Genomic DNA, 21,569 nt, shown 5'->3' with positions numbered 1-21,569 from the left:
GTCGGTTACGCTGCCGGTCGTGCCCGAACAGACATGGTCACCCACTCCAGGGACACCCGTAATCGAGTACCGGTCCAGTCGCTGGTTGTTCATCGGCGGACTGGCCTTGTTGGTCTTCTTCGGGCTGGCCGCCATCTTCCCGGACGTCGGGAGCCCCTCGTCGTCGCGCAGAATCAAGATGCCCGAGGAACCCGCGGCCTTCATCTTCGGCGCGCTCGCGGTGGGCGGTCTGCTGACGGCGATCGGCTCGGTCCCCCATAAGATTCGCTTCGCGGCCGACGAACGTGGTCTGTGGTGGCGAGCCGGCCGCAAATCCGACCTCATCGGGTGGGACGAGGTGCGTGCGGTGCGCGGCCAGGAACCGCGCCCGCGGCCCCAGGGCGACCCGAACGCGAAGGTCATCCTGTCGGCCCTGGTGTTCACCACCAAGGACCCGTACTTCGAAAGCCGCCACGCGAAACTGTTCACGCGCCCGTCCACTCCCGGTCCCGAAGTGGAGCTGAGACTGCCGAACAGCACCATCGTCCGGCAGCTGACCCAGGAGATCGCGAGAGTCCGGCCGGACCTGGTCGCCTAGCGTCACAAGTCCGTGAAGGCCGTCCACTGTGGCCCGCCGGGCCATGCGGAACAAATGCGTATCGAAGGGTCAGGCGTTCGCGCGCCTAAGACGCTCGGCCGCCTGTGCGCGGAGAGCGTCGTCGGCCTTCGGAGCCGTGCCGTGCAGGGCTTCCCAGCGGACGTCGTGCGCCGCCGTCCACAGGCTGGCCGCCCACGCGACCTCTTGCTCCTCCTCGGTGAACCGGCGTCCACGATGGTCTTGGTAGGCCGCTAGGAACGCGGCGGAACTCTCGATCGGCGGCAGCCTCGCGGGCCCGGTCTTGGGGAACACGCCACTCGCGCCGCCCACCAGCGCCGCCTCCGGCTGCCAGGCCAGACTGTCCCAGTCGTGCACCGACCACACCTCCGTGCCGTGCCAGCAGAGGTTCTGCGCCTCGAAGTCGGCGTGGCCCAGCACGCACGGCAGGTCCGCGGCCAGCAGCCGCTCGCGCGCCCGGCGTGCCGTGTCGACGACATACGCGGGCACCGCGCTCTGATCCAGTTCGTCGAGAGACCGGATCGACGGCCACACCCCGGGATCCCGGTGATCCCAGCGCGACCAGCGCGGATTCGGCAACGGCGGCGGGACGGCCAAGCCGGCCAGCCCGGCGATCAGCCGGGCGAACACCTCCGCGTAACGCGCGGCCACGTCCGGCGAGTCGCCAGGCAGCAGCTCGCCGCCGGGGCGGAACTCCTCGGCGTGCACGGCCAGCGCGCCGACGCCGACCGGCGGTGTGAGCGGCCGCGGACACGGAAACCCCTTGTCCGCCAACCAGGTCTGCGCGGCGACACAGGACGCGGCCCGCCCGTCGTCCTCGCGAGCCTTCACCACGACGTCTTGCCCGTCCGCCAGCCGCAGGCCGAACACCGTCGACATCGACCGCAGTTCGAACCGGACGCCGACGGGCCCGGCTCCCAAATGCTCCGCACACCAGACCGGCAGCCAGTCCGGTAGATCGTTCAACTCCACGAGGGGGACTGTGCCAGGTTCGCCGCCCTCCCGCGCCCGGGTTTGCGCGTGAAGGCCTCACCCCGGAATCGACAAGCCTGTCGAGCGGGGAGGATTCCGGCCGTTGAGCGTCCAAGATCCTCCCCACTCTGGCCGCGGTCTGTGGCGTCAGCATGATCAGCGCGATGACCTGTTCCGCCTGGCCCGCCCGGCACCGCGGCATCCACAATGGACGGACCGCGCGACGAAAACCACACCCTCCAACGCTCGTCCGGGACCACCCGGTAAGTCAGGATGCACTCATCTCGACATTGGAGGTTCCATGCCCAAGGGCTACTGGGTCAGCGTCTACCCCACCATCGCGGACCCCGCGGCGCTCGACGCCTACAACAAGCTGGCCGGCCGGGCCGTCAAGGCCGCGGGCGGGCGGACGTTCGCCCGCGGCGGCAGCCGGGTCGTCGCCCACGAAGCCGGGATCGCCGAGCGCGTCGTCCTGATCGAGTTCGACAGCTTCGAACAAGCGGTCGCCGCCTACGAGAGCGCGGCCTACCGGGAGGCACTGGCCGCACTCCCCGAAGGGTTCGAGCGCGACTTCCGCATCGTCGAAGGCCTCGACTGACGTTCTAGCCGACACCCGCGCCGGGAGGACCTCCCGGCGCGGGTTTTCTGCGTCCGCCCTGGTCGCGCCCCAATCGCAGACCCGTCCGAACAAACTAGTCTGTTTAGACTATACTGATCGGACCAGATCGGAGAAGCGCCCTTGCGAACCCTGACCATCCTCGGGCTGGCCGTGCTGCGACTGCTCAGCCGGCAACCCCAACACCCCTACGAAGTCCGGCAGCGCCTGCGAGAAGAGGGACTCGATCACCTGATCAAGGTCACCCACGGCGCGCTCTATCACACGTTCGACGTGCTCGCGAAGGCCGAGCTGATCGAGACGGTCGAGACCACCCGCGAGGGCAAGCGCCCGGAGCGGACGGTCTACGCGATCACCGACGAAGGGCGCGAAGTCGCCCTCGAACGACTGCGGGAACTGCTTTCCACGCTCCAGCCGGAGTACCCGACGTACAGTGCCGCGCTCGCCTTCATGTCGTTGCTCCCCAAGGAGGACGCGGTCGCCCAGCTCGAGCGCCGGGCCGTGCTCCTGGAGGCGTCGCTCGCGTCGGCGACGGCCGGGAGCGACGCGCTCGTCAAACGCGGCGTGGCGGCGATCGACATCGTCGAGATCCGGCATCTGCAGGCGCATCTGCGCGCCGACCTGGACCTGACACGCGCGATCGTCCAGGACATCCACGAAGGACGCCTGGACTGGCAGCCCGGCGAATCAGCGACCGAAGAGAAAGCGGACGGATGAGGAAACTGCGGGGGAATCCCTGGGCCGTGCTGGTGGCCCTCTGTCTCGGGTTCTTCATGACCTTGCTCGACACGACGGTCGTCGGCGTCGCGATCCCGAACATCGTCGAGCGGCTGGGCACCTCCTACAACGAGGTGCTCTGGGTCAGCAACTCCTACGTCCTGGTGCTGGCGGTCTTCCTGATCACCGGCGGCAGGCTCGGCGACCTGTTCGGCAAACGCGGCGTCTACCTCACCGGGGTCGCGGTGTTCACGCTGGCGTCCCTGCTGTGCGCGCTGGCGCGGGATCCCGGCCAGCTCATCGCGGCCCGCACACTGCAAGGCCTCGGCGCCGCTTTGCTGATCCCCCAGACGATGTCGATCATCATGAGCATCTTCCCGCCGCAGCGGCGCGGAACCGCGCTCGGCGTCTGGGGCGCGGTGGCCGGCGTCGCCACCATTACCGGGCCGCCGCTGGGCGGCTTCCTCGTCGGCGTGCTCGACTGGCGCTGGATCTTCACCCTCAACGTGCCGTTGGGGATCCTGATCCTGGTGTTCGCGCCGATGATCATCCCGGCCGGGGCGAAACCGCCGAGGACCGGCCGTTTCGACGTCCCCGGCGCGGTACTGGTCATCCTCGGCCTGTCCTGCTTGGCTTTCGGCCTGCAGGAAGGACAGCGCTACCACTGGGGGACGATCTGGTCCTTCGTGAGCATCCCGCTGCTGCTGGTGTCGGGCGTGGCCTTGCTGGTCGCGTTCGGTTTCACCCAGCGCAGGCCTGGCACGCGCACGCCCATGGTGCCGTTCGCGCTGCTGACCAACCGCAACTTCAGCCTGATGAACGCCGGCGCCATCGGGCTGTCGGTCGGCATCATGAGCATGGCGATCGGCTTCCAGCTCTACGCGCAGTCGGTGCTGGGCTTCTCGGCACTGGCCGCGGGCATGATCAGCCTGCCGATGTCGGCGATCTCCGTGGTCCTCGGCCCGTACGCGGGCAGGCTCAGCGACAAGGTGGGCGGCAAGCCGATCGTGGTCACCGGCCTGCTGCTGTTCGGTCTCGGCCTGCTGATCTTCTCTTTGACGTCCACTGTGGACAGTACGGTGTGGACACTGCTGCCCGCGATGATCGTGATGGGGCTGGGACTCGGCGCGACGTTCGCACCATTGACCACGGTGGCCATGTACGACGTGCAGCCGATGATGGCGGGGTCGGCGGCCGGGGTGCTGAACGCGACGAGGCAGATCGGCGCCGTGCTCGGCACCGCCGGTTTCGGTGTGCTGCTGCAGAATCAGCTCGTCGGCAACCTGTTGACGCGCGCCGAGTCGGTGGCCGCGACGCTGCCGCCCGAGGTACGCGGGGAATTCGTCGACGGAGTACGGCGTGCCACCGGCAGCGGCCTGGACTTCGCCGAACTGCAGGCGGGCACCGCGGTGCCGGTCCCGAGCGGGACCACCCCCGCGGTCGCCCGGCAGATCACGGCGGCGGCGAACGAGGTGTTCTCCGGCGGTTACGTCGCGGCGATGCACGGCGCGATGGTCCTGCCGATCACGGCCGTGCTCCTCGGCGCGGTCTGCGCACTGCTGGCCAAACGCAGGCAGCCACCGGTTCCGGCCGCACCGGACAGCACGGCGGAACAGCTGTCCGCCCCGGCGCGCTAGGGCAAAAAACCCCTCTTGACCAGGGGCAAGCGGCGAGACGATGCTGGAAGTCTTGTCTGCTTTTCCGGAGGGGAACCATGCGACGACTCTTCGTACTTCTCTGCGCCCTTTTCCTGCTCGCGACGGCCGTCCCCGCGGCGGCCGATACACCGTCCGATCCGGTTCCCGGCGAAAGACCCCCGCTGGGAATCACCTGGGCGACTGGGGATCCCTACTGCGTCTACCAATACAGCGAGAACGCCGTGAAGGCCGCGGCGGACCAGCTGGTCAGCTCGGGGCTGCGTGACGCCGGATACGAGTACGTCATGCTCGGCGACTGCTGGCAGGCGGCTCAGCGCGACGCCGACGGCAAGCTCACCGCCCGCGCCAGTTTCCCGTCGGGCATCCCGGCGCTGGTGGAGTACGTGCACTCACGCGGGCTCAAGATCGGTTTCTACAGCGGTACGGGGGCGACGACCTGCAGCCGTCAGGCGGCGGGCTCACTCGACCACGAAGACCTCGACGCCCGGACCTTCGCCGACTGGGGCGCGGATTACCTGCGCTACGACACTTGTTACAGCGTCAACGGTGACGCGCCCGCGCGGGTCAAGAAGATGGCGGACGCGATCAAGCGCACCGGCCGTCCGATCACCCTCGAAATCGACGACTACGACCGCGAGCAGAAGCCGTGGCTGTGGGCACGGGCGGCGGGCGCACAGGTCTGGCGCACCTACAAGAACTCGACCACCAACTTCGGCTACTCGGCGAACAGTCTCGACAAGCAGTACGGACTCGACGGCTACAAGGGCCCGGGCGGCTGGAACATGCCGGGCCCGTTCACCTTCAGCTATCTCGACACCGCGGAGCGCCAAGCCAAACTCGGGCTGTGGGCGGTGCTCAACGCGCCGCTGGTCGCCGACATGGCGCTGACGGCCGACACCACGCTCCCCGCCGCCGAGATGAGCAACCGCGACATCATCGCCGTCCAGCAGGACTGGGCGGGGGTCGCCGGGCACAAGGTCCGCGACACGGGCTGGACCGAGGTGTGGACGAAACCGATGTCCGACGGCTCGGCCGTCCTCGTGCTGTTCAACCGCGGCGAGCTCGCCGCGCCGATCACCACGTCCGTTGCCGACGCCGGACTCCCCGCCGCGGCCGGATATCGCGTGCGCGACCTGTGGACGGGCGACGAGACCGTGACGACCGGCGCGCTCGGCGGCACCGTCGGGCGGCACGCCGCCACCGTGCTGCGGGTGTGGCCGACGAATGTGACCGCCGCGCCGCGGACGTCGCTGACCGTCGACCTGCCCGACTCCGTGCCGCCGTCCCAGCCGGTGACCACCACGGTCAAGTTCACCAACTCCGGCACGACCCCGATCACCGGAGCCCACTTGCGCCTGACCGCGCCCGCGCAGTGGCAGTTCGACGGCCCCGCCGAAGCGACCACGGAGACCGTCGAACCGGGTTCCACTTGGGAGACCGCGGTGACGCTGCGTCCGGTTTCGACCGCGACCGAGCCGTTCAAGATGCCGGCCACGGTGGCCTACACGACCGCGCAGGGCCCGCGGACCGCGACCGCGTCGGCCGAGTCGCCGCTCATGCTCGCGCCGAATCCGCCGTACAGCAACGGATTGCTGAGCACCCAGCCGTGGATCTCCACGGAGAACGGCCTCGGCCCGGTGGAGCGGGACAGTATCGACAACGGCCATCCGTTCACGATCAACGGAAAGGTCGAAACGCGCGGCGGGCTGGGGGCCCACGCGCCGTCGGTCGTGCGGTACTACCTCGGCGGCAAATGCAAGCAGTTCACCGCGACCGTCGGTGTCGACGACCGCGGGCCGAACGGGACACTCGGGTTCCGGGTGCTCGGAGACGGCGTCGAGCTGGAGGCCACGGGTGACATGCGGCATGGGGACGCCGCGCAGCGTCTGGTCGTGCCACTGACGGGTGTGCAGGTGCTCGCGCTCGCCGTGGACGACGCCGGCGACGGCTCGGCCGATGACTGGGGTGACTGGGTGATGCCGTACATCAGCTGCTGAGCCTCTGGTGGCCGGTCCGTGAAGGCCCCCTTAAGGAGGCCTTCACGGACCGGGCGACGACCGTCGGAAGGCGGCGCGATAGTCCCTGGGCCGCCGCCCGGTGTGCTTCGCGAAAAGAGCGGCGAACGTCCCCGGGTCCCGGTAGCCGACGGCGGCACAGATCCCGGCGACCGTGCGGTCCGTGGTCTCCAGGAGGTGGCGGGCGCGCCGGACCCGTGCGGAATGCAGGTATTCGAGCGGGCTCTGCCCGGCTTCCGCCGCGAACCTCCGCAACATCGTCCGGGTGCTGACGTTGAACCGTCCGGCCAACGCGGCGAGGTCGTAGCGGGCGGCCAGGTTCTGGTCGAGCCATCGCATGACCGGGCGGGCGAACCCGTTGCCCGGCCTGGGAAGCAGCCGCGCGTCGACGTACGGCGTCTGCGAAGACCGCGCGTCGTCGACCAGCGCCACCCGCGCCGTCTTCCGTGCCACTTCGGCACCGTTGTGTTCCCGGATCAGTCCGAGCGCGAAGTCGTACATGGCACTGAAGGCCGCCGTCGTCGTGACTCCCCTGTCGGTGACGACGAGATGCTCTGGCTGGATCAGGGCTTCAGGACGACGCCGGGCCAGCTCGTCCGCGAAGAGCCACGAGGTGGTGACGCGGCGATGGTCGAGGAGCCCGGCCTCGGCGAGCAGGAACGCGCCGACGCAGATCGAGACGACGACGTTGCCCGCGGCCGCGTGGGCGCGGATCGCCTCGACCTCTCCAGCAAGACGCGCCAGCTTCGCGCCGATGTCCTGGCCGAGCATGTGCTCGAATCCCGGCACGACGAGGACGTCGACTTCGCGCAGCGGCGAGACGGTCAACGTGACACCGCCCGACGCGACGACACGGCGGCGGGGCGAGACGACGGAAACCTCGTACCCGGCATGGTCCGGGCCGGCGACGTACGTGGCCATGGTGAGCAGATCGGGAACACCGAAGACTTCGGACGCGAAGCAGCCCGGGTACGCCAGGACACCGACTCGCAACACGTGGCGAGATTACCCCGATATCCGGCGATCCGGCCCATTCCCTTGATCGCGGCCCTGGTCGAGGCTGCTGCCATGCGCGAACACTCCGACGATGCGATCGCCGACTTCTCCCACCGCCCGGTGGAGGTGGACGGCGTGACGAAGACGGTTCACGTCGCGGGTTCCGGCCCCGGCGTGGTGCTGATGCCGGAAATGCCCGGCATCAGTCCTGACGTCCTCCGGTTCGCGCGGTGGGTGCGAGACGCGGGGTTCACCGTGTACGTCCCGTCACTCTTCGGGGTCGACGGTGCCTATCCCGCCGCCGAGGCAGGCGAAGAAGTGGTCCGCCGAGCCTGCGTCAGCGCCGAATTCCGGGCGTTCGCCGGAGGCGGCACCAGCCCCGTCACCCGGTGGCTGCGCGGGCTCGCGCGGATCGCCCACGCGGAATGCGGCGGCCCCGGCGTCGGCGCTATCGGCCTGTGCTTCACCGGCAACTTCGCGCTCACCATGGCACTCGAACCCGCCGTGATCGCCCCCGTGGTCAACCACCCGTCACTGCCGCTGGACGACCCGGGCGGCCTCGAACTCGGCGACGAGGACGCGGCCGCGCTCCGAGACCGGATCGCGCGCGACGGCCTGAAGGTGCTCGCGTATCGCTTCGAAGGCGACCGCTGGTGCACCGGACAGCGGTTCGCCGCTTACCAGGCTCTCCTCGGTGACGCCTTCGACGGGCGCGTCCTGCCGGACACCGCCGCGAACACCGAACCGCCGCCGTTCTTCCGTGACGTGGTCGGCAGCCCGCACAGCGTCGTGACCGCCCACTTCGTCGACGCCGAAGGCCACCCCACGGTGCGGGCCAGGGACGAGATCCTCGCGTTCCTCACCGAGCGCCTGTAGAAACGAACGGCCATGGCATCGAAAGGAGAACGACATGCGCCGAGCCGACGTCGCCGACCACAGCGCGATCGTCGACCGTGTCCAGCGGTGGTGGGGCGACTCGCGCACCCCCGCCGAAGCACGCGAACTCTCGCTGCTGCTGCCCAAGCTGTTCCTGCAGTTCTTCTCCAGGACGAGCCTGGTCCTGGAAGACGAAACCGGCATCAGGGCGTTTCTCGTCGGCTTTCACGCCCCTGACAACGACTTCGAGGCGTACATCCACTTCGTCGGAGTGGATCCTGAACTCCGCGGACAGGGGACGGCGCGCCGCCTGTACACGGCCTTCTTCCGGCACGCCGCCGAGGAGGGCCGCACGGAGGTCCGCGCGATCACCTCCCCGGCGAACACCGGATCCATCGCCTTCCATCGCGCCATGGGGTTCACGCTCGAAGCAGGCGACCGGGTGATCGACGGTCTTCCCGTGCACGGCGACTACGACGGCCCCGGCCAGGACCGGGTGTGCTTCTTCCGGAAGCTCACCGGCTACCCGTAGATGGAGGCCGCCCACTCCGGGTGGTCGATGAACGGGTTGCGGTTGTGCTGGAACTGGTCGTAGATGACCTGGTTCCGGCGCTGCTCGGTGGCGTCGGGCGGGTCCTGGGTGTTCCAGGTCAGCAGTACCGAGAGCCGGCCGATGTTGGGCTTGGAGCCGTTGTCGACGGCGTCGTTGGGTTCGAGATCGGGGAAACCGTCGGTGCCGTCGTAGCGGACGGCCATGTACAGGATCATGCGCGCCACGTCGCCCTTGACCGCGTCCCGCGGCTCGAACGAGTCGTCGTCGGTCAGGCTGCCGGGCGCCTCCTCGACCGGAGAGCCTCCGGCGTCGAAGTCCTTGTTCCCGCGGGTGCTGTTGACCGACGCGTCCTCCGCGCGCAGGTGATGCAGGTCGGTCCCCGGCCCGACGGCCGTGCCGAAGTCGCCGTGTGACTTGGCCCAGACGTGTTCCCGGTTCCAGTCGTCGACTCCCCCGCCGTTGGCGGTCTTCGCCTGCGAGCGGCCGCTGTAGAGCAGGACGACGTTCGCCTTGTTGGCCGGATCCTCGTCGGTGGCCCTGATCCCGTCCCACACCTGGTCGTAGGTCAGTTTGGTGTTGGTGCTGATGATCTTGTGCAACGCGGCCTTGAGTTCGGGACCGGTCTTGCCCAGCGCGTCCTGGTAGTAGTCGTCACCGGACACCGGCCCCGCGAGAGACGGTGGCGCGAACGCGAGCCCCGCCGCGGCGCCGAGCGCGAGAACGAAGGAGATACGGCGGGTCGGCTGCATGCACAGTTCCTCTCCCCAGAGGCGCCTGCCCGGATCGTCGTCCGCTCGACCACGGCCCTGACAACGCACTAGTCAGCTAGTTGGAAAAATACTGTCATGTCTGTCAACACCCACTTTCGGCTGGTGACATCCGCCGCCGGTCACGCGACAATCGACGTTCTGATCGTGACTCACCGGAGGGCCGTGTGGCCGAGTTGAGCGAGCAGATCCGCGACTGGGTCGTGGCACCGAACTTCTGGCATCTGGCCACGGTGAACCAGGACGGTTCGCCTCAGGTCTCCCCCATGTGGATCGACGTCGAAGGCGACTTCATCGTGTTCAACACCGCCATCGGCAGGGTGAAGGAGGAGAACCTGCGCCGCGATCCTCGTGTCTCGTTGTCGTGCCTGGACACGGTCGATCCCTACGACCGGGTGGTGATCCACGGCCGGGCCGTCGAGTTCGTCGAAGGCGACGAGGCGGATCGCTGCATGGACCGGCTGGCGAAGAAATACGTCGGCACCGATCGGTTCGAATGGCGAATTCCCGGAGAACGGCGGGTGAAGGTTCTCGTCGAGCCGACCCGCGTCCGCCATGTCGTCGGGGTCGAGCCTTTCCGGCGGGGACGTCTCGGCCCGACTCAGTGAGTCCTTTGTGGACGCATGCGCTGGTGGCACGTTGCGAAAGCCACTTTCGCGACGTTGAAGGTTGCGAAAGTGGCTTTCGCAACGCCGGCGCGAGCGGTCGACCCAGGCGTCCGGCCAGGTGTCGCGAAAGCCACTTTCGCGACGTTAGATGTCCCGAAAGTGGCTTTGGCGACACGCCTCACCGAGGCTTTCGCGGCCAGATGCCGGTTCGAGACCAAGGCGACGCAACCGAATGACCCGTCCACTACGTCCTCGGCACATGAGATGGATCGCAGTGTGCCTCCTCTTGGTCCTGGCGGGATGCGGCGTCGGCACCGGGCCCGGCGCAAGTCAGGTGAAGCTGGAGGCTTTCGTGGAACTCGGCTCGGCCCCTCGGCCGGCGGGGTTGAAGTCCGCGGAACTGGGGACGGCCGAGGGGCAGGAGTTCCAGCGCATCCTGGAAGGCGCCAAGGTCGCGAAGCCGGACGAAGTCCGTGCCGCCTTGTCGTTCGCACCGCCGTCCGATCGGCGCGCCTTCGCCTTCGTCATGCCCGGTTGCGCCGAGGACGGCGCCGAAATGACCATCGAGCGCGACACGCTGAGGGCGGAACTCACCGGCGGGGAGAACGTCAATTGCGCTACCGCGAACTACTTCCTCACCGTCTTTTCCGTGGACCGTGACTCGATCCCAGCGGCACCGACGTTGATGCCGCGCTGACCCCGCGGCTACGCGACAGATCAGGCAGCACCAGAGCAGTGTGCGCCGGACGTCCCGTATCCGGCGCCAACGCGGTCAGGCCCCGAAGCCGGTTGTCGCGCCGCGCCAGGGCTTCGGCGGTGACCGGGAAGAGCGCCGCGTCGCCCACGCCGACCTGCGCTTGGTTCAGTTCGACGAACTCCCGCGTCTCCCGTTCGTAGGCGTCGAAAGCGCCGGTGGTGGCCACTGACCTGGCGAGCATGTACGCCCCGACGAGTGCGAGGCTGGTGCCCTGTCCGGTCAGGAACGACGGCGCGTAGGCGGCGTCGCCGACCAAGCCGACCCGACCTTGGGACCAGCGCGGCAGGTGGATCTGGCTGACGGTGTCGAAGAACAGGTCGTCCGCGTCGCGCAGGGCGCCGATCATGGCCGGGATCTCCCAGCCGTCGCCGTCGAAGGTCGCGGCGATCAGGTCACGTTGCGCGCCGGCATCGCGGAGTACCTCGTACGGCGGTTCAGGGCGGGCGGCGACCAGGAATCCGTGCACCTTGTCGCTTCCCTTGACCGCGTAGAGCGCCGCCCCTCGGCCGGGCGCGTTCCAGATCACGCCCTCCCGCGAGAGGCCGAATTCGTTGGGCATGGTGAATCCGGCGAAGCAATATCCCAGATAACGGTGGAATCGGTGCTCCGGCCCGAAAACGAGTTCCCTGGTGCGCGAGTGCAGGCCGTCGGCTCCCACCACCAGGTCGAACTCGCGCCGCGTTCCGCCGCGGAACGTGACTTCGACGCCGTGTTCGTGCTCGGTGAGCGTTGCGATCGAATCGTCGAAGACGTACTCCACGTCATCGCGCGTGACTCCGTACAGGATTTCCGCCAGATCGCCCCGTCGCACCTCGACGTCGTGTCCGTCGACCCCGCCGGTCACCGTCTGCGGATTCAGCGAAGTGACCTCGCCGCCCTCGGCGTCGACGAAGGTCAGGGAACGGGTCTCGATATGAGCTTCCCGAAGCAGCGGCAGGATTCCCATCCGGCCGGCCACTTCCAACGCCGTGCCGCGGACGTCGATCGGATAGCCGCCGCCGCGCAGCCCGCCCGCCTTTTCCACCACCGTCACCGAGAATCCGTGCCGTCGCAGCCAGAACGCGACCGCGGGTCCGGCGATGCTCGCGCCGGAGACCAGAACCGTGCCCTTCATGGGTTTCCTCATTTCTCTCAGAGAGACGCCAGTGCTTGTGTTTCCTTGCCGGAACGCGACTTTCGCACCAGAAAGACGACGAGGACCGCGGCCATCGCGAAGGCGACGGAAGCGATCGTGATGTAGCTGAAGACACCCGTTCCCGAGTTCACCGTTTCGCCGCCGACGGCTACGGCGGTCGACTTGAGCACCGCGGCGCCCACGAAATCCAGGACCACCGAACCGATCGCGACGACGACCATCACCAGGCTGGAGACGATGCCCTGTCGTTCGGCGGGCGCGAGGCTGCCCGCCAGATTGAAGCCGGAGGTCCCGAGTACGCCGACCGTGAAACCCAGCAGGAAGGCGAAGAACACGGCGACCGGGAACTGCGAGACACCGGCGAACATCCCGACGGTCCCCACGGTTCCGAGCGCGATTCCGCCCGCCAAGGTCATCGCCGGCCCGACCCGGGTGGCGAGCACCCCGGCGACCGGGCCGCCGATCATGACGCCCACGCCGGGCGCCGCGAGCAGCAGCGCCAGCGCTCCCTGGCCGGCCAGTCCGTACCCGAGGCCCTGGTCCGCCGAAACGTCGCTGACCAGGGGAATGAGCTGGAGCATGCTCTGGTAGGAGCCGGTGCTCAGCACGAGCACGAGCAACGTGAGCGCCAAGGGCGCCCCGATGTTCCGGATGTCGATCAGCGAATCGGGCCTGCGGCTCGAAACCAGGAGCCACCGCGCCAACGCGGCGCCGCCACCGGCGAGCAGAACCAGCGGAGCGAGGGCGAACCAGCCGAACTCCGAGCCGAGACTGACATAGGCGAGCACTCCGGCCAGGCCACCACCGAGGAGCAGCGCGCCTCCGACGTCGATCCGGCCCGGTGTCCTGACCACGGATTCGGGAATGACGCCGCGCACGCAGATCGCCATCGCGATCGCGACGACGGCCGAGACGACGAACAAGATCTGGAAGCCGAACTCGGCGGCCAGTTTCTCGGTGAGGAACCGGCAACCGATGTTGAGCACCGCGGACCCCGAGGTCACGATGCCGACGACGACCATCGCGATCCGGGGCGCGCAGAGCTCGCGGACGATCGCGACGGAAAGGAACAACGCGGCCACGGCCGCACCCTGCAGCAGACGTCCGGGTACGAAGACCCACAGATTCGGTGCCACCGCGCAGACGAGCGCACCCGCGCAGCTGAGCAGCAAGGTCAGTACGAGCACTTTGCGTTTGCCGTGCACGTCCGCGCTCTTGCCGAGCAGCGGCGCCCACATCACCCCCGCCAGCATCGCGCCGGCGTTGAGCCACGCCGTCTGATCGGTGCCGAAATGGTCGAGCATTTCCGGGAGGACGAGCAGCGGCGCGGTGATCGCCGTGTCGACCATGAAGTTGACGAGCACCAGGACCGCGACGAGGCCGACGAGCCGCCCGCTCCACCTGGTGTGTGGTCCTGCGCCGATCCTGCTCTCCTGCATGAAGACTCCTTGTGCGGGATTCAGGGAAAGGCGGGCCCCCCGCCTCAAAAACTACACTACACGGTGCAGTTTTCTGGAACTGAGAATACGATGAGAACATGGCGACCCCGCGAGCGACCGCGCGAACCCCGGGCAGGCGTCTGCAGGCCGAGGCCAAGCAGGCGGCGATCCTTGACGCCGCCGAGGCGTTGTTCGTGTCGGACGGCTACGAACTCACCAGCGTCGACGCGATCTCCGCACGGGCCGGGGTGTCCAAACGCACCGTCTACGACCACTTCGGCGACAAGCAGACCCTCTTCCGCGCTGTCCTCGGCCGTGCCAACGACGCCGTGGTCGCGACCGTGCGCAAGGCGATCGACGAGGAGCTCACCGAAGACCGCGACATCCGCGACGCGTTGCTCGGCTTCGCGCGGCGGGTGACGACCGGGATGTTCCCGACGTCGGACTACGCGACGTTCCGGCGGCTGAGTTCCCAGGCCCCGGTGGCGCCGCGGTTGCCGAAAGCGGCACGTGACCAACCGGAACGGATGATGGAGGAACGGTTCGCGAAGTTCGCGGCGGACGGCAAGCTTCGGGTGAGTGACCCGCGACGTGCCATGCAGCATTTCGTCGCCCTGACCATGCGCCTCGTCCTCGACGTGACGGACGAGGACCAGACGGTGGGCAAGGCGGAGATCCTCGAGATCCTCACCGACGGGGTGGACGTGTTCCTGCGTGCCTACCGCTGACGCGCCTTGTCACCCTTGAGAGCTACCCGCGGGTGTCCTCCGCATGGTGACGATTCCCGGCCGCCGGATCCGTAGCGTGCCAGGTGAATCGTTCCCCTGTACCAGGAGTTCACCATGTCCCGTAAGGCATCCGCTCTGATCGCGCTGTGCTGCGCAGTGGCAGGCGTCGCGCTGTCGGCTTGCGACGAAGCCACGGAAGCGGAATCCGCGTTCACCGGAACACAGAAGATCAAGGTCGGCGAGCGTTCGGTGAACGTGTCGTGCGCGGGGAACGCGGCCGAAGGGCGGCCGGTCGTCGTCCTGCTGCACGGCGGGGGCGACGATCTCGGGAAACTGAGCGGGTTCCAGAACACTCTTGCCGCGCAAGGCCGGGTCTGTTCCTACGACCGGCTCGGCGCGGGCGCCAGCGACCAGCCCGACGGGCCGCAGAGTTTCGAGAGCACCGGGAAGATCCTCACCGGCGTACTCGACCAGGTCGCCGGCGGCGAGCCGGTCGTCCTGGCCGGGCATTCGCTCGGCGGGCTGATCGCCGCCAGGTACTCCCCCGACCACCAGGACCGGGTCAAGGGGCTGGTGCTGATGGACGCCACCTCGCCGACCCAGGAAGCCGATCTGCGCCAACGGATTCCGGATTCGGCCACCGGGATGGCGGCCGAACTGCGGGCGCAGACCTTGGCGGTGTTCGCGGGACAGGGCCCCGAAAAGCTGGTGGTCACCGACGCCGAAGTCCGCCCCGCCGGGGACATCCCGGTCGAGGTGATCCAGCACGGCAAGCAGTACCTCACGGCCGTCCCCGAGTACGGCGCGGGCCTGGAGCAGGCGTGGTCGGAGGGGCAACGGAAGTGGCTCGCGCTGTCCGGCCGCAGCAATCTGAGCGTCGCGGCGAACAGCGAGCACTACATCTACGTCGACCAGCCGGACCTCGCCGTCCGGGCGATCCAGCGCGTCGCGGACGAGGCCAAGTCCGAATAGGACCGGCGTGCCGTGTTCGCTGGCGGGCTGAAGGCTCCCTTCACCGCGTCTGATGCGGTGAAGGGAGCCTTCGACACAACCCTCCGAATAGGACGGTTCAGGTGACGAGGCCGTGACGGAAGGCGTAGATGACCGCCTGCACCCGGTCGCGGAGCCCGAGTTTCGCGAGCATGCGCGAAACGAACGTCTTGACGGTCTCCTGACTGATCATGAGCGTCGCGGCGATCTCGCTGTTGGAACGGCCGTCCGCGATGAGCCGGAGGACCTCCAGTTCCCGGGGAGTCAGCGGGTTTCCGGCCGGGCCTTCGTCCTCGGCGGGCCGGATCCGGGAGGCGTAGCGTCCCACCAGCTGCCGCGTCACCTCGGGGTCCAGCAGGGCGGCGCCGGCGGCCACGGTGCGGATCCCGTGCAGCAGCCGGTCGGGCGGGCTGTCCTTGAGCAGGAACCCGCTCGCACCGGCGCGCAGCGCCCGGTAGACGTACTCGTCGAGGTTGAACGTGGTGACCACCAGGACCTTGCCGGGTTCGGCAACACCGGCGCCCGCCAGCAGGCGGGTGGCTTCGATGCCGTCGAGCACCGGCATGCGCACGTCCATCACCACGACGTCCGGGCGTAGCCGGGCGGCGAGGTCGACGGCGGTCCGGCCGTCACCGCATTCGCCCGCCACTTCGAGGTCGGACTGGGCGTCGATGATCGTCACCAGGCCGGTGCGCACCAGCATCTGGTCGTCGCAGACCAGTACCCGCGTCGGCGCGGTCACGACGGGTTTCCCGCGGGAATGCGGGCACGGACGGAAAACCCGCCGTCCCCTCGGCGGCCTGCGCTGAATTCGCCGTCCAGGACGTCGATCCGTTCGCGCAGGCCGGCGAGGCCCCGTCCGCCGCCCGGAGAGTCCACTGCGGACATTGCTTCCTCCGTGTCCACCGCGACGGTGATCTCCCCGGCTCCGTGGCGCACCAGCACCGAGGTGCGGCTGCCGCGCGCGTGTTTCAGCGCGTTGGTCAACGCCTCCTGAACGACGCGGTACGCCATCGGCCCGGCGTCCCCCGCGGTGGGCTCGCCCTGTTCGGAGAACTCCACCGGCTGTCCCGCGCGGCGTGTGCGCTCCACGAGGGTCGGGATCGCTTCGGCGCCGCGGCCGGGATCGATGACGTCGAGCAGGTGACGCAGATCGGTGATGGCCAGCCGTCCGGTGTCGGCCACGGCGGTCAGGCTCTGGTCGAGCCGCTCGTCGGTGAGATACCGGGCGGCCTCGGCCTGCACGACCATCGCCGTGACGTGATGGGTCACGACGTCGTGGAGTTCGGCGGCGATGCGGGCGCGCTCGGCCGCCCGCGTCTCCTCGGCGACCCGGCGGCGACGTTCCGCTTCCGCGACCCGGTTGGACCGCAACGCCGTCCCGATCCCCCAGGCCAGCACCAGCGCGAGATAAAAGGTCACGTAGCCGGTGAGGGGTTCCGTCCCGCCGAGCGAAGCGAACGCGATCGCCGACGCGAGGAACGCCGCGGTGGACACGATCGCCACCACGCGGCGGTGCCGCTCCAGCCGGAGTCCCACCGTCAGCAGGGCGATCGGCAGTGCCGTGCCGGCGAACGAGTGATAACCGCCGAACTGGTCGACGGCGAACCCGAGCGACACCAGCGCGAAACCGGCGACGGGCCATCGGTGGCATACGACGAGCGGGACGCATTGCAGGGCGATCCCCACGACGGCCAGTGCGTCGTACGGGCGGTTCGGCAGGCCGCCGAACTGCGTTCCGTGGCTCTGCAACGCCGGGACCAGCGATCCCACGAGGAGGGTCAAAGCGACCGGGAGGTACCAGACCGGGCCACACCGCCACTGCCTCGAGACCCACCGAAGGTTGACCACGCAGCGGATCTTATTCCGAACGGGTGAATCGCCCGTATGCCGATCGGCGATGTTACGGGCGTAACATGGACCTGTGACTGACGAATCCGACGGCCGGAACTGGCTGGTGATCAGCGTGTCCACCGCAGGCGGACCGGACTCGCTACGGGTTCAGGTCTGGCGCAAACTACGTTCTCTTGGCGCGCTCTACCTGCAGCAATCGGTATGTCTCCTGCCCGCGCGGGCGGAGGTGGTGCGGGAGATCCGCCGCCTGCTCGACCGGGTCCGCCATCAGGGCGGGACGGCCCGTGCGCTGCCGATGGCGTTCACCGACCCGGCCGAGGAGCGTGCGGTGATCGCCGAATTGAACGAGGCCCGCGACGCCGAGTACGCCGAGGTCCTCGAGCGGCTGCCCGAGCTTCGCCGGGAACTCGCGGACGAGCAGGCCCGCGGCAACGCCACCTACGCGGAAGTCGAAGAATCCGAAGCCGATTTGCACCGGTTCCGCAGCTGGCTGGCCAAGATCGCCGCCCGCGACTACTTCGGCGCCCCACGCGGCCAGGAAGCCCGCGACGCCGTCGAGCTGGCCGCGGCAGAACTCGCCGCCTTCGAGGAAGCCGCCCTGCGCGCCGAAGCGCCCGAGATCCGGGCGGGGAAGCAGCGATGACCGGCTCGTTCTGGTGGGATCTGCTGCTCGGCATCGCCGGTGCGCTGGTCGTGGCCTGGCTCGCGCTCGTCGTGGCACTCGTGCTCGCCCGGCCGCGGGGCGGGCTGCTCCGGGAAGCGCTGCGGCTGCTGCCCGACGTGCTGCGGCTCATCCGCCGTCTGGCCGCGGACAAGACGCTGCCCCGCGGCGTCCGGATCAGGCTCGCGCTGCTGATGGTCTACCTCGCCCTGCCGATCGACCTCGTCCCCGATTTCATCCCCGTTCTGGGTTATGCCGACGACGCCATCGTCGTCACCCTCGTCCTGCGTGGCGTCGTCCGCCGCGCCGGGCTCGACGCCGTCCGCGCGCACTGGCCCGGTACCGACGACGGTTTCGACGCACTCGCCCGCCTGACCGGATTTCCCGCCGCCACCCCCTGATCCGTTTAGCGAGTTGTGCGCATTTCCTGTCGGAGGCGTAACAACTTTCGGCCTTCCTGCGGCATACCGGAGAGCTGTCTTGTTCTGTCCGGTCCCCGCCGCTGGAGGATTCGCGTGTCGAGATCCCGTCGTTTCCTGTTCCCCCGAAGATCGCGACGCGCGCTGGCGGTGGGTGTCGTCGGCCCGCTCGTCGGCGCGCTCGCGGTCGGGCTCGTCGCCGCGGCACCGGCCGAAGCCGCGGTGCCCACCGGTTTCACCGACACGGTGGCGATCGGCGGGCTCAGCTCGCCGACCGCCACCGCGTTCGCGCCGGACGGCCGGGTGTTCGTCGCCGAGAAGAGCGGTCTGGTCAAGGTCTTCGACTCGCTCGCCGACCCGACGGCGACGGTGTTCGCCGATCTCCGCACGCAGACGCAGGACTTCTGGGACCGCGGCCTGCTCGGGCTCGCCGTCGACCCCGCTTTCCCCGCCAGGCCGTACGTCTACGTCTCGTACACCCTCGACGCGGAGCCCGGCGGCACCGCGCCGCGCTGGGGTGACACCTGCCCGACCCCGCCGGGCGCGACCGACAAGGGTTGCGTCGTGACCGGCCGCGTCTCCCAGCTGACGATGGGCTCGGCGGGCACGGCCGTGAGCGAGAAACCACTGGTCACAGGCTGGTGCCAGCAGTTCCCGAGCCACTCGGTCGGCGCACTCGCCTTCGGTCCGGACGGCGCCCTGTACGCGGGAGGCGGCGACGGCGCCAGCTTCACGTTCGCCGACTACGGCCAGGTGGGGAACCCCTGTGCCGATCCGCCCTCGCCCGCCGGGACGAACCTGACGCCGCCGTCGGCCGAAGGCGGCGCGCTGCGTTCGCAGTCGCCGCGACGCGCCGCCGGGCAACCGGTCCTGCTCAACGGCACGCTGCTGCGCATCGACCCGGACACCGGCGAAGGCGTCCCCGGCAACCCCTTCGCGAACAGCTCCGACGCCAACGCGCGGCGCGTGATCGCCTATGGCGCGCGGAACCAGTTCCGCTTCGGCTTCCGGCCGGGTACCAGCGAGCTCTGGGCGGGCGACGTCGGCTGGGACACGTGGGAAGAGATCAACCGCGTCGCCGACGTCGGCGACAGCGTGGCGGAGAACTTCGGCTGGCCCTGTTTCGAAGGGAACGCCAGGCAGGCCGGTTACGACGGCGCGAACCTCGACCGGTGCGAATCCCTCTACTCCTCCGGCGGGCACTCCGCCCCGTACTACGCCTACAACCACCGCGCCAAGGTGGTCGCGAGCGACCCGTGCCCCACGGGCGGCTCTTCGATCAGCGGCATCGCGTTCGAATCCGGCAGCAACTACCCCGCCGAGTATTCCGGCGCGCTGTTCTTCGCCGACTCCTCCCGTGGCTGCATCTGGGCCATGCAGACCGTCGACGGCCAGCCGAACGCGAGCCGTCTCGTGCCGTTCGTGACCGGCGTCAACGTCCCGGTGCAGGTGCTGACCGGCCCGGGCGGCGACCTGTTCTACGTCGCGCTCGGCAGCGGCGAACTCCGCCGCGTCAGCCATCCCGGCGGGACCAACCGGCCGCCCACCGCGGTGGCCACGGCGACCCCGTCGAGCGGACCGGCGCCGCTGACGGTGCGCTTCGACGGCACCGCGTCCACCGACCCGGACGCCGGGGACACCCTGTCCTACGCCTGGGACCTCGACGCCGACGGCGCGTACGACGACTCGGCGGCCGCCGACCCCACCTGGACCTACACCGCGGCAGCCGCCGTCGACGCCGGGCTCCGGGTGACGGACTCGCACGGCGCGAGCGCGACCACGACGGTGCGCGTGACCGTCGGGAACCCGGAGGGCCTCGACCCGGTGCCGGTCATCGACAGCCCGGCGGGCACGCTGACCTGGTCGGTCGGCCAGACCGTGTCCTTCTCCGGCCGCGCGATCGACGCCCAGGACGGGCAGCTCCCGGCGTCGGCGCTGTCGTGGCGGCTCGCGATCCGGCACTGCGCGACCAACGGCACCTGCCATACGCACAACGTCCAGGACTTCCCCGGCGTCGCGTCCGGGTCGTTCGTCGCGCCGGACCACGACTACCCGTCGTACCTGCAGCTGACCCTCACCGCGACCGACTCGACCGGCCGGACCGGCAGCAAGACCGTCGACCTCCAGCCGAAGACGGTGTCGCTGAACTTCGCCTCCAGTCCCAGCCAGGCGACGCTCACCGTCGGCGGCACGCAGCAACGCACGCCGTTCTCCCGGACGGTGATCGCGGGATCCACCAACTCGATCAGCGCGGACAGCCCGCAGAAACTGCCACCGCTCAACCTGAAGTACGCCTTCACCGGCTGGGCGCACGGCGGCGCGCGGACGCAGAACATCATCGCGCCCGGTACGTCGACGACCTACCAGGCGAACTATCGGCTCTGCTGGCTGTTGAACCCCTGCTGAGCTGTCGCGACAGCGGGTCGTGAGTGGCGTTTCGGGTTCTAACCCGAAACGCCACTCACGACCACCGTGAGCTTCAGCGGTCGCGCGTGTTCGAACCGTCCATAATGGAGTACTCCAGCACGCCTTTCGCGAAGCCGTAAGAACCCCGAAAGGATCGGAACCCCCACCGGAGAGACCCCGTCGGATCGCCCAACCAGATCCCGCACGGAAGGTACCTCCGATGACCTACCCAGGCCTGCCCGACCAGCAGAACACCCGCCCCGCGACCGTCAAGCCCGGCGTGGCCGTCGGGATCCTCGTCGCGGTGATCGCACTGGTCTCCTTCTGCATCACCGGCTTCGCCGCTCCCGGTTTCCTGCTCCGCAAGGGACCCGGGCTCTCGTTGCCCGTCCCCACCTCCAGCCCGGCGACGACGACCTCCTCGCCCACGAGCACCACGGAAAGCCCGACCAGCACGAGGGTCAGCCGTCCGAGGATCACCCCCACCAGGAACCCGGCCACGCCGCCGGCGCAGGGCGTTCAGGTGATCGTGGACTTCCTCACCAAGATCGCCGGGAGCGACAAGCCGGGGGCGATCGCGTTGGCCTGCGAGGCGCAGAAGAGGTTCATGGACGACAAGATCGATTCCCTGATCCCGCTGGGGTCACGTGTTCAGGTGACCTCTGTCAACGGGACGTCCCGGTTCGTCCTCGCCGACGTCGCCGGAGTCGCCAAAGGACGGTCGGCGAAGGGCATCGTGATCTCGGATCTCAAGGCGGACGGCGGTTTCTGCGTCACGACGTTCAGCATTCGCACCACCGGCTGATG

22 protein-coding genes are annotated in these 21,569 nt (G+C 69.1%); 15 read left to right on the top strand and 7 right to left on the bottom strand.

All coding sequences use genetic code 11. The features are described 5' to 3' along the window. Nucleotides 1–19: 19 nt before the first annotated feature. Nucleotides 20–577 (top strand): hypothetical protein, encoded by a 558-nt coding sequence (locus AMK34_RS00540; RefSeq protein ID WP_038515081.1) that lies wholly within the window; start codon nucleotides 20–22, stop codon nucleotides 575–577. 69 nt (nucleotides 578–646) lie between these two features. Here the strand turns inward: AMK34_RS00540 and AMK34_RS00535 are convergent, their stop codons facing one another. Beyond that, nucleotides 647–1,567 carry a phosphotransferase gene (locus tag AMK34_RS00535; protein WP_073842275.1) on the bottom strand — a complete coding sequence of 307 codons (921 nt, stop codon included), beginning with the start codon at nucleotides 1,565–1,567 and terminating at the stop codon, nucleotides 647–649. 301 nt (nucleotides 1,568–1,868) lie between these two features. Here AMK34_RS00535 and AMK34_RS00530 point away from each other — a divergent pair, with 301 nt between their 5' ends. From AMK34_RS00530 to AMK34_RS00515, 4 genes are all read left to right on the top strand, one after another. Beyond that, entirely contained in the window at nucleotides 1,869–2,165 is a 297-nt protein-coding gene (locus AMK34_RS00530) for a DUF1330 domain-containing protein (protein WP_073842274.1), read from the top strand. Nucleotides 2,166–2,306: 141 nt separating this feature from the next. Then, the gene (locus tag AMK34_RS00525) at nucleotides 2,307–2,900 is read left to right on the top strand and encodes a PadR family transcriptional regulator (RefSeq protein ID WP_038515089.1); all 594 of its coding nucleotides are present in this window, start codon (nucleotides 2,307–2,309) and stop codon (nucleotides 2,898–2,900) included. Next, nucleotides 2,897–4,537 (top strand): DHA2 family efflux MFS transporter permease subunit, encoded by a 1,641-nt coding sequence (locus AMK34_RS00520; RefSeq protein WP_073842273.1) that lies wholly within the window; start codon nucleotides 2,897–2,899, stop codon nucleotides 4,535–4,537. The genes AMK34_RS00525 and AMK34_RS00520 overlap by 4 nt, the downstream gene beginning before the upstream one ends. Before the next feature lie 77 nt (nucleotides 4,538–4,614). Beyond that, nucleotides 4,615–6,555, top strand: a complete 1,941-nt coding sequence (locus AMK34_RS00515) for an NPCBM/NEW2 domain-containing protein (RefSeq protein WP_073842272.1) — start codon at nucleotides 4,615–4,617, stop codon at nucleotides 6,553–6,555. A gap of 42 nt (nucleotides 6,556–6,597) precedes the next feature. Here the strand turns inward: AMK34_RS00515 and AMK34_RS00510 are convergent, their stop codons facing one another. Next, nucleotides 6,598–7,569 (bottom strand): GlxA family transcriptional regulator, encoded by a 972-nt coding sequence (locus AMK34_RS00510; RefSeq protein ID WP_073842271.1) that lies wholly within the window; start codon nucleotides 7,567–7,569, stop codon nucleotides 6,598–6,600. A 72-nt stretch (nucleotides 7,570–7,641) separates the two neighbouring features. On the opposite strand from AMK34_RS00510, the gene AMK34_RS00505 reads away from it, so the two are divergent. Both AMK34_RS00505 and AMK34_RS00500 read left to right on the top strand, forming a co-directional pair. Beyond that, complete coding sequence (locus AMK34_RS00505; protein WP_073842270.1) at nucleotides 7,642–8,445, top strand: dienelactone hydrolase family protein; 804 nt, start codon at nucleotides 7,642–7,644, stop codon at nucleotides 8,443–8,445. 34 nt (nucleotides 8,446–8,479) lie between these two features. Continuing rightward, a complete protein-coding gene (locus AMK34_RS00500) occupies nucleotides 8,480–8,977 on the top strand; it encodes a GNAT family N-acetyltransferase (RefSeq protein WP_073842269.1) in 498 nt (165 codons plus the stop codon). Here the strand turns inward: AMK34_RS00500 and AMK34_RS00495 are convergent. After that, a complete protein-coding gene (locus tag AMK34_RS00495) occupies nucleotides 8,968–9,747 on the bottom strand; it encodes an endonuclease I family protein (protein ID WP_073842268.1) in 780 nt (259 codons plus the stop codon). The genes AMK34_RS00500 and AMK34_RS00495 overlap by 10 nt on opposite strands. A gap of 185 nt (nucleotides 9,748–9,932) precedes the next feature. On the opposite strand from AMK34_RS00495, the gene AMK34_RS00490 reads away from it, so the two are divergent. Further along, nucleotides 9,933–10,373 carry a PPOX class F420-dependent oxidoreductase gene (locus AMK34_RS00490; RefSeq protein WP_073842267.1) on the top strand — a complete coding sequence of 147 codons (441 nt, stop codon included), beginning with the start codon at nucleotides 9,933–9,935 and terminating at the stop codon, nucleotides 10,371–10,373. Nucleotides 10,374–10,632: 259 nt separating this feature from the next. After that, a complete protein-coding gene (locus tag AMK34_RS00485) occupies nucleotides 10,633–11,070 on the top strand; it encodes a hypothetical protein (protein ID WP_241832646.1) in 438 nt (145 codons plus the stop codon). Here the strand turns inward: AMK34_RS00485 and AMK34_RS00480 are convergent. Beyond that, a complete protein-coding gene (locus AMK34_RS00480) occupies nucleotides 11,009–12,244 on the bottom strand; it encodes an FAD-dependent monooxygenase (RefSeq protein ID WP_198941612.1) in 1,236 nt (411 codons plus the stop codon). The two genes, AMK34_RS00485 and AMK34_RS00480, sit on opposite strands and share 62 nt — an antisense overlap. Before the next feature lie 17 nt (nucleotides 12,245–12,261). Further along, the gene (locus tag AMK34_RS00475) at nucleotides 12,262–13,704 is read right to left on the bottom strand and encodes an MFS transporter (protein ID WP_073842265.1); all 1,443 of its coding nucleotides are present in this window, start codon (nucleotides 13,702–13,704) and stop codon (nucleotides 12,262–12,264) included. Nucleotides 13,705–13,802: 98 nt separating this feature from the next. Here AMK34_RS00475 and AMK34_RS00470 point away from each other — a divergent pair, with 98 nt between their 5' ends. Beyond that, complete coding sequence (locus tag AMK34_RS00470; protein ID WP_073842264.1) at nucleotides 13,803–14,432, top strand: TetR/AcrR family transcriptional regulator; 630 nt, start codon at nucleotides 13,803–13,805, stop codon at nucleotides 14,430–14,432. 114 nt (nucleotides 14,433–14,546) lie between these two features. Continuing rightward, nucleotides 14,547–15,404, top strand: coding sequence for an alpha/beta fold hydrolase (locus AMK34_RS00465; protein ID WP_073842263.1), 858 nt, complete (start codon nucleotides 14,547–14,549; stop codon nucleotides 15,402–15,404). A 97-nt stretch (nucleotides 15,405–15,501) separates the two neighbouring features. Here the strand turns inward: AMK34_RS00465 and AMK34_RS00460 are convergent, their stop codons facing one another. Continuing rightward, nucleotides 15,502–16,164 carry a response regulator gene (locus AMK34_RS00460; protein WP_073842262.1) on the bottom strand — a complete coding sequence of 221 codons (663 nt, stop codon included), beginning with the start codon at nucleotides 16,162–16,164 and terminating at the stop codon, nucleotides 15,502–15,504. Further along, a complete protein-coding gene (locus tag AMK34_RS00455) occupies nucleotides 16,161–17,273 on the bottom strand; it encodes a sensor histidine kinase (protein ID WP_073842261.1) in 1,113 nt (370 codons plus the stop codon). Before AMK34_RS00455 ends, AMK34_RS00460 begins: the two co-directional genes overlap by 4 nt. Nucleotides 17,274–17,346: 73 nt before the next feature. Between AMK34_RS00455 and AMK34_RS00450 the strand changes: the two genes are divergently transcribed. The 4 genes from AMK34_RS00450 (at nucleotide 17,347) to AMK34_RS00435 (ending at nucleotide 21,567) form a co-directional block, all read left to right on the top strand. Next, nucleotides 17,347–17,919, top strand: coding sequence for a Chromate resistance protein ChrB (locus AMK34_RS00450; protein WP_073842260.1), 573 nt, complete (start codon nucleotides 17,347–17,349; stop codon nucleotides 17,917–17,919). Further along, complete coding sequence (locus AMK34_RS00445; RefSeq protein ID WP_073842259.1) at nucleotides 17,916–18,338, top strand: YkvA family protein; 423 nt, start codon at nucleotides 17,916–17,918, stop codon at nucleotides 18,336–18,338. Before AMK34_RS00450 ends, AMK34_RS00445 begins: the two co-directional genes overlap by 4 nt. Before the next feature lie 114 nt (nucleotides 18,339–18,452). Further along, nucleotides 18,453–20,762 carry a PQQ-dependent sugar dehydrogenase gene (locus tag AMK34_RS00440; protein WP_198941611.1) on the top strand — a complete coding sequence of 770 codons (2,310 nt, stop codon included), beginning with the start codon at nucleotides 18,453–18,455 and terminating at the stop codon, nucleotides 20,760–20,762. 220 nt (nucleotides 20,763–20,982) lie between these two features. Continuing rightward, nucleotides 20,983–21,567, top strand: a complete 585-nt coding sequence (locus AMK34_RS00435) for a hypothetical protein (RefSeq protein ID WP_073842257.1) — start codon at nucleotides 20,983–20,985, stop codon at nucleotides 21,565–21,567. Nucleotides 21,568–21,569: the final 2 nt, after the last annotated feature.

This window comes from Amycolatopsis sp. CB00013 (assembly GCF_001905755.1).
Classification (GTDB): domain Bacteria; phylum Actinomycetota; class Actinomycetes; order Mycobacteriales; family Pseudonocardiaceae; genus Amycolatopsis; species Amycolatopsis japonica.
Note: the sequence above shows the minus strand (reverse complement) of the source record. Positions and strands in the feature narration are given on the sequence as shown.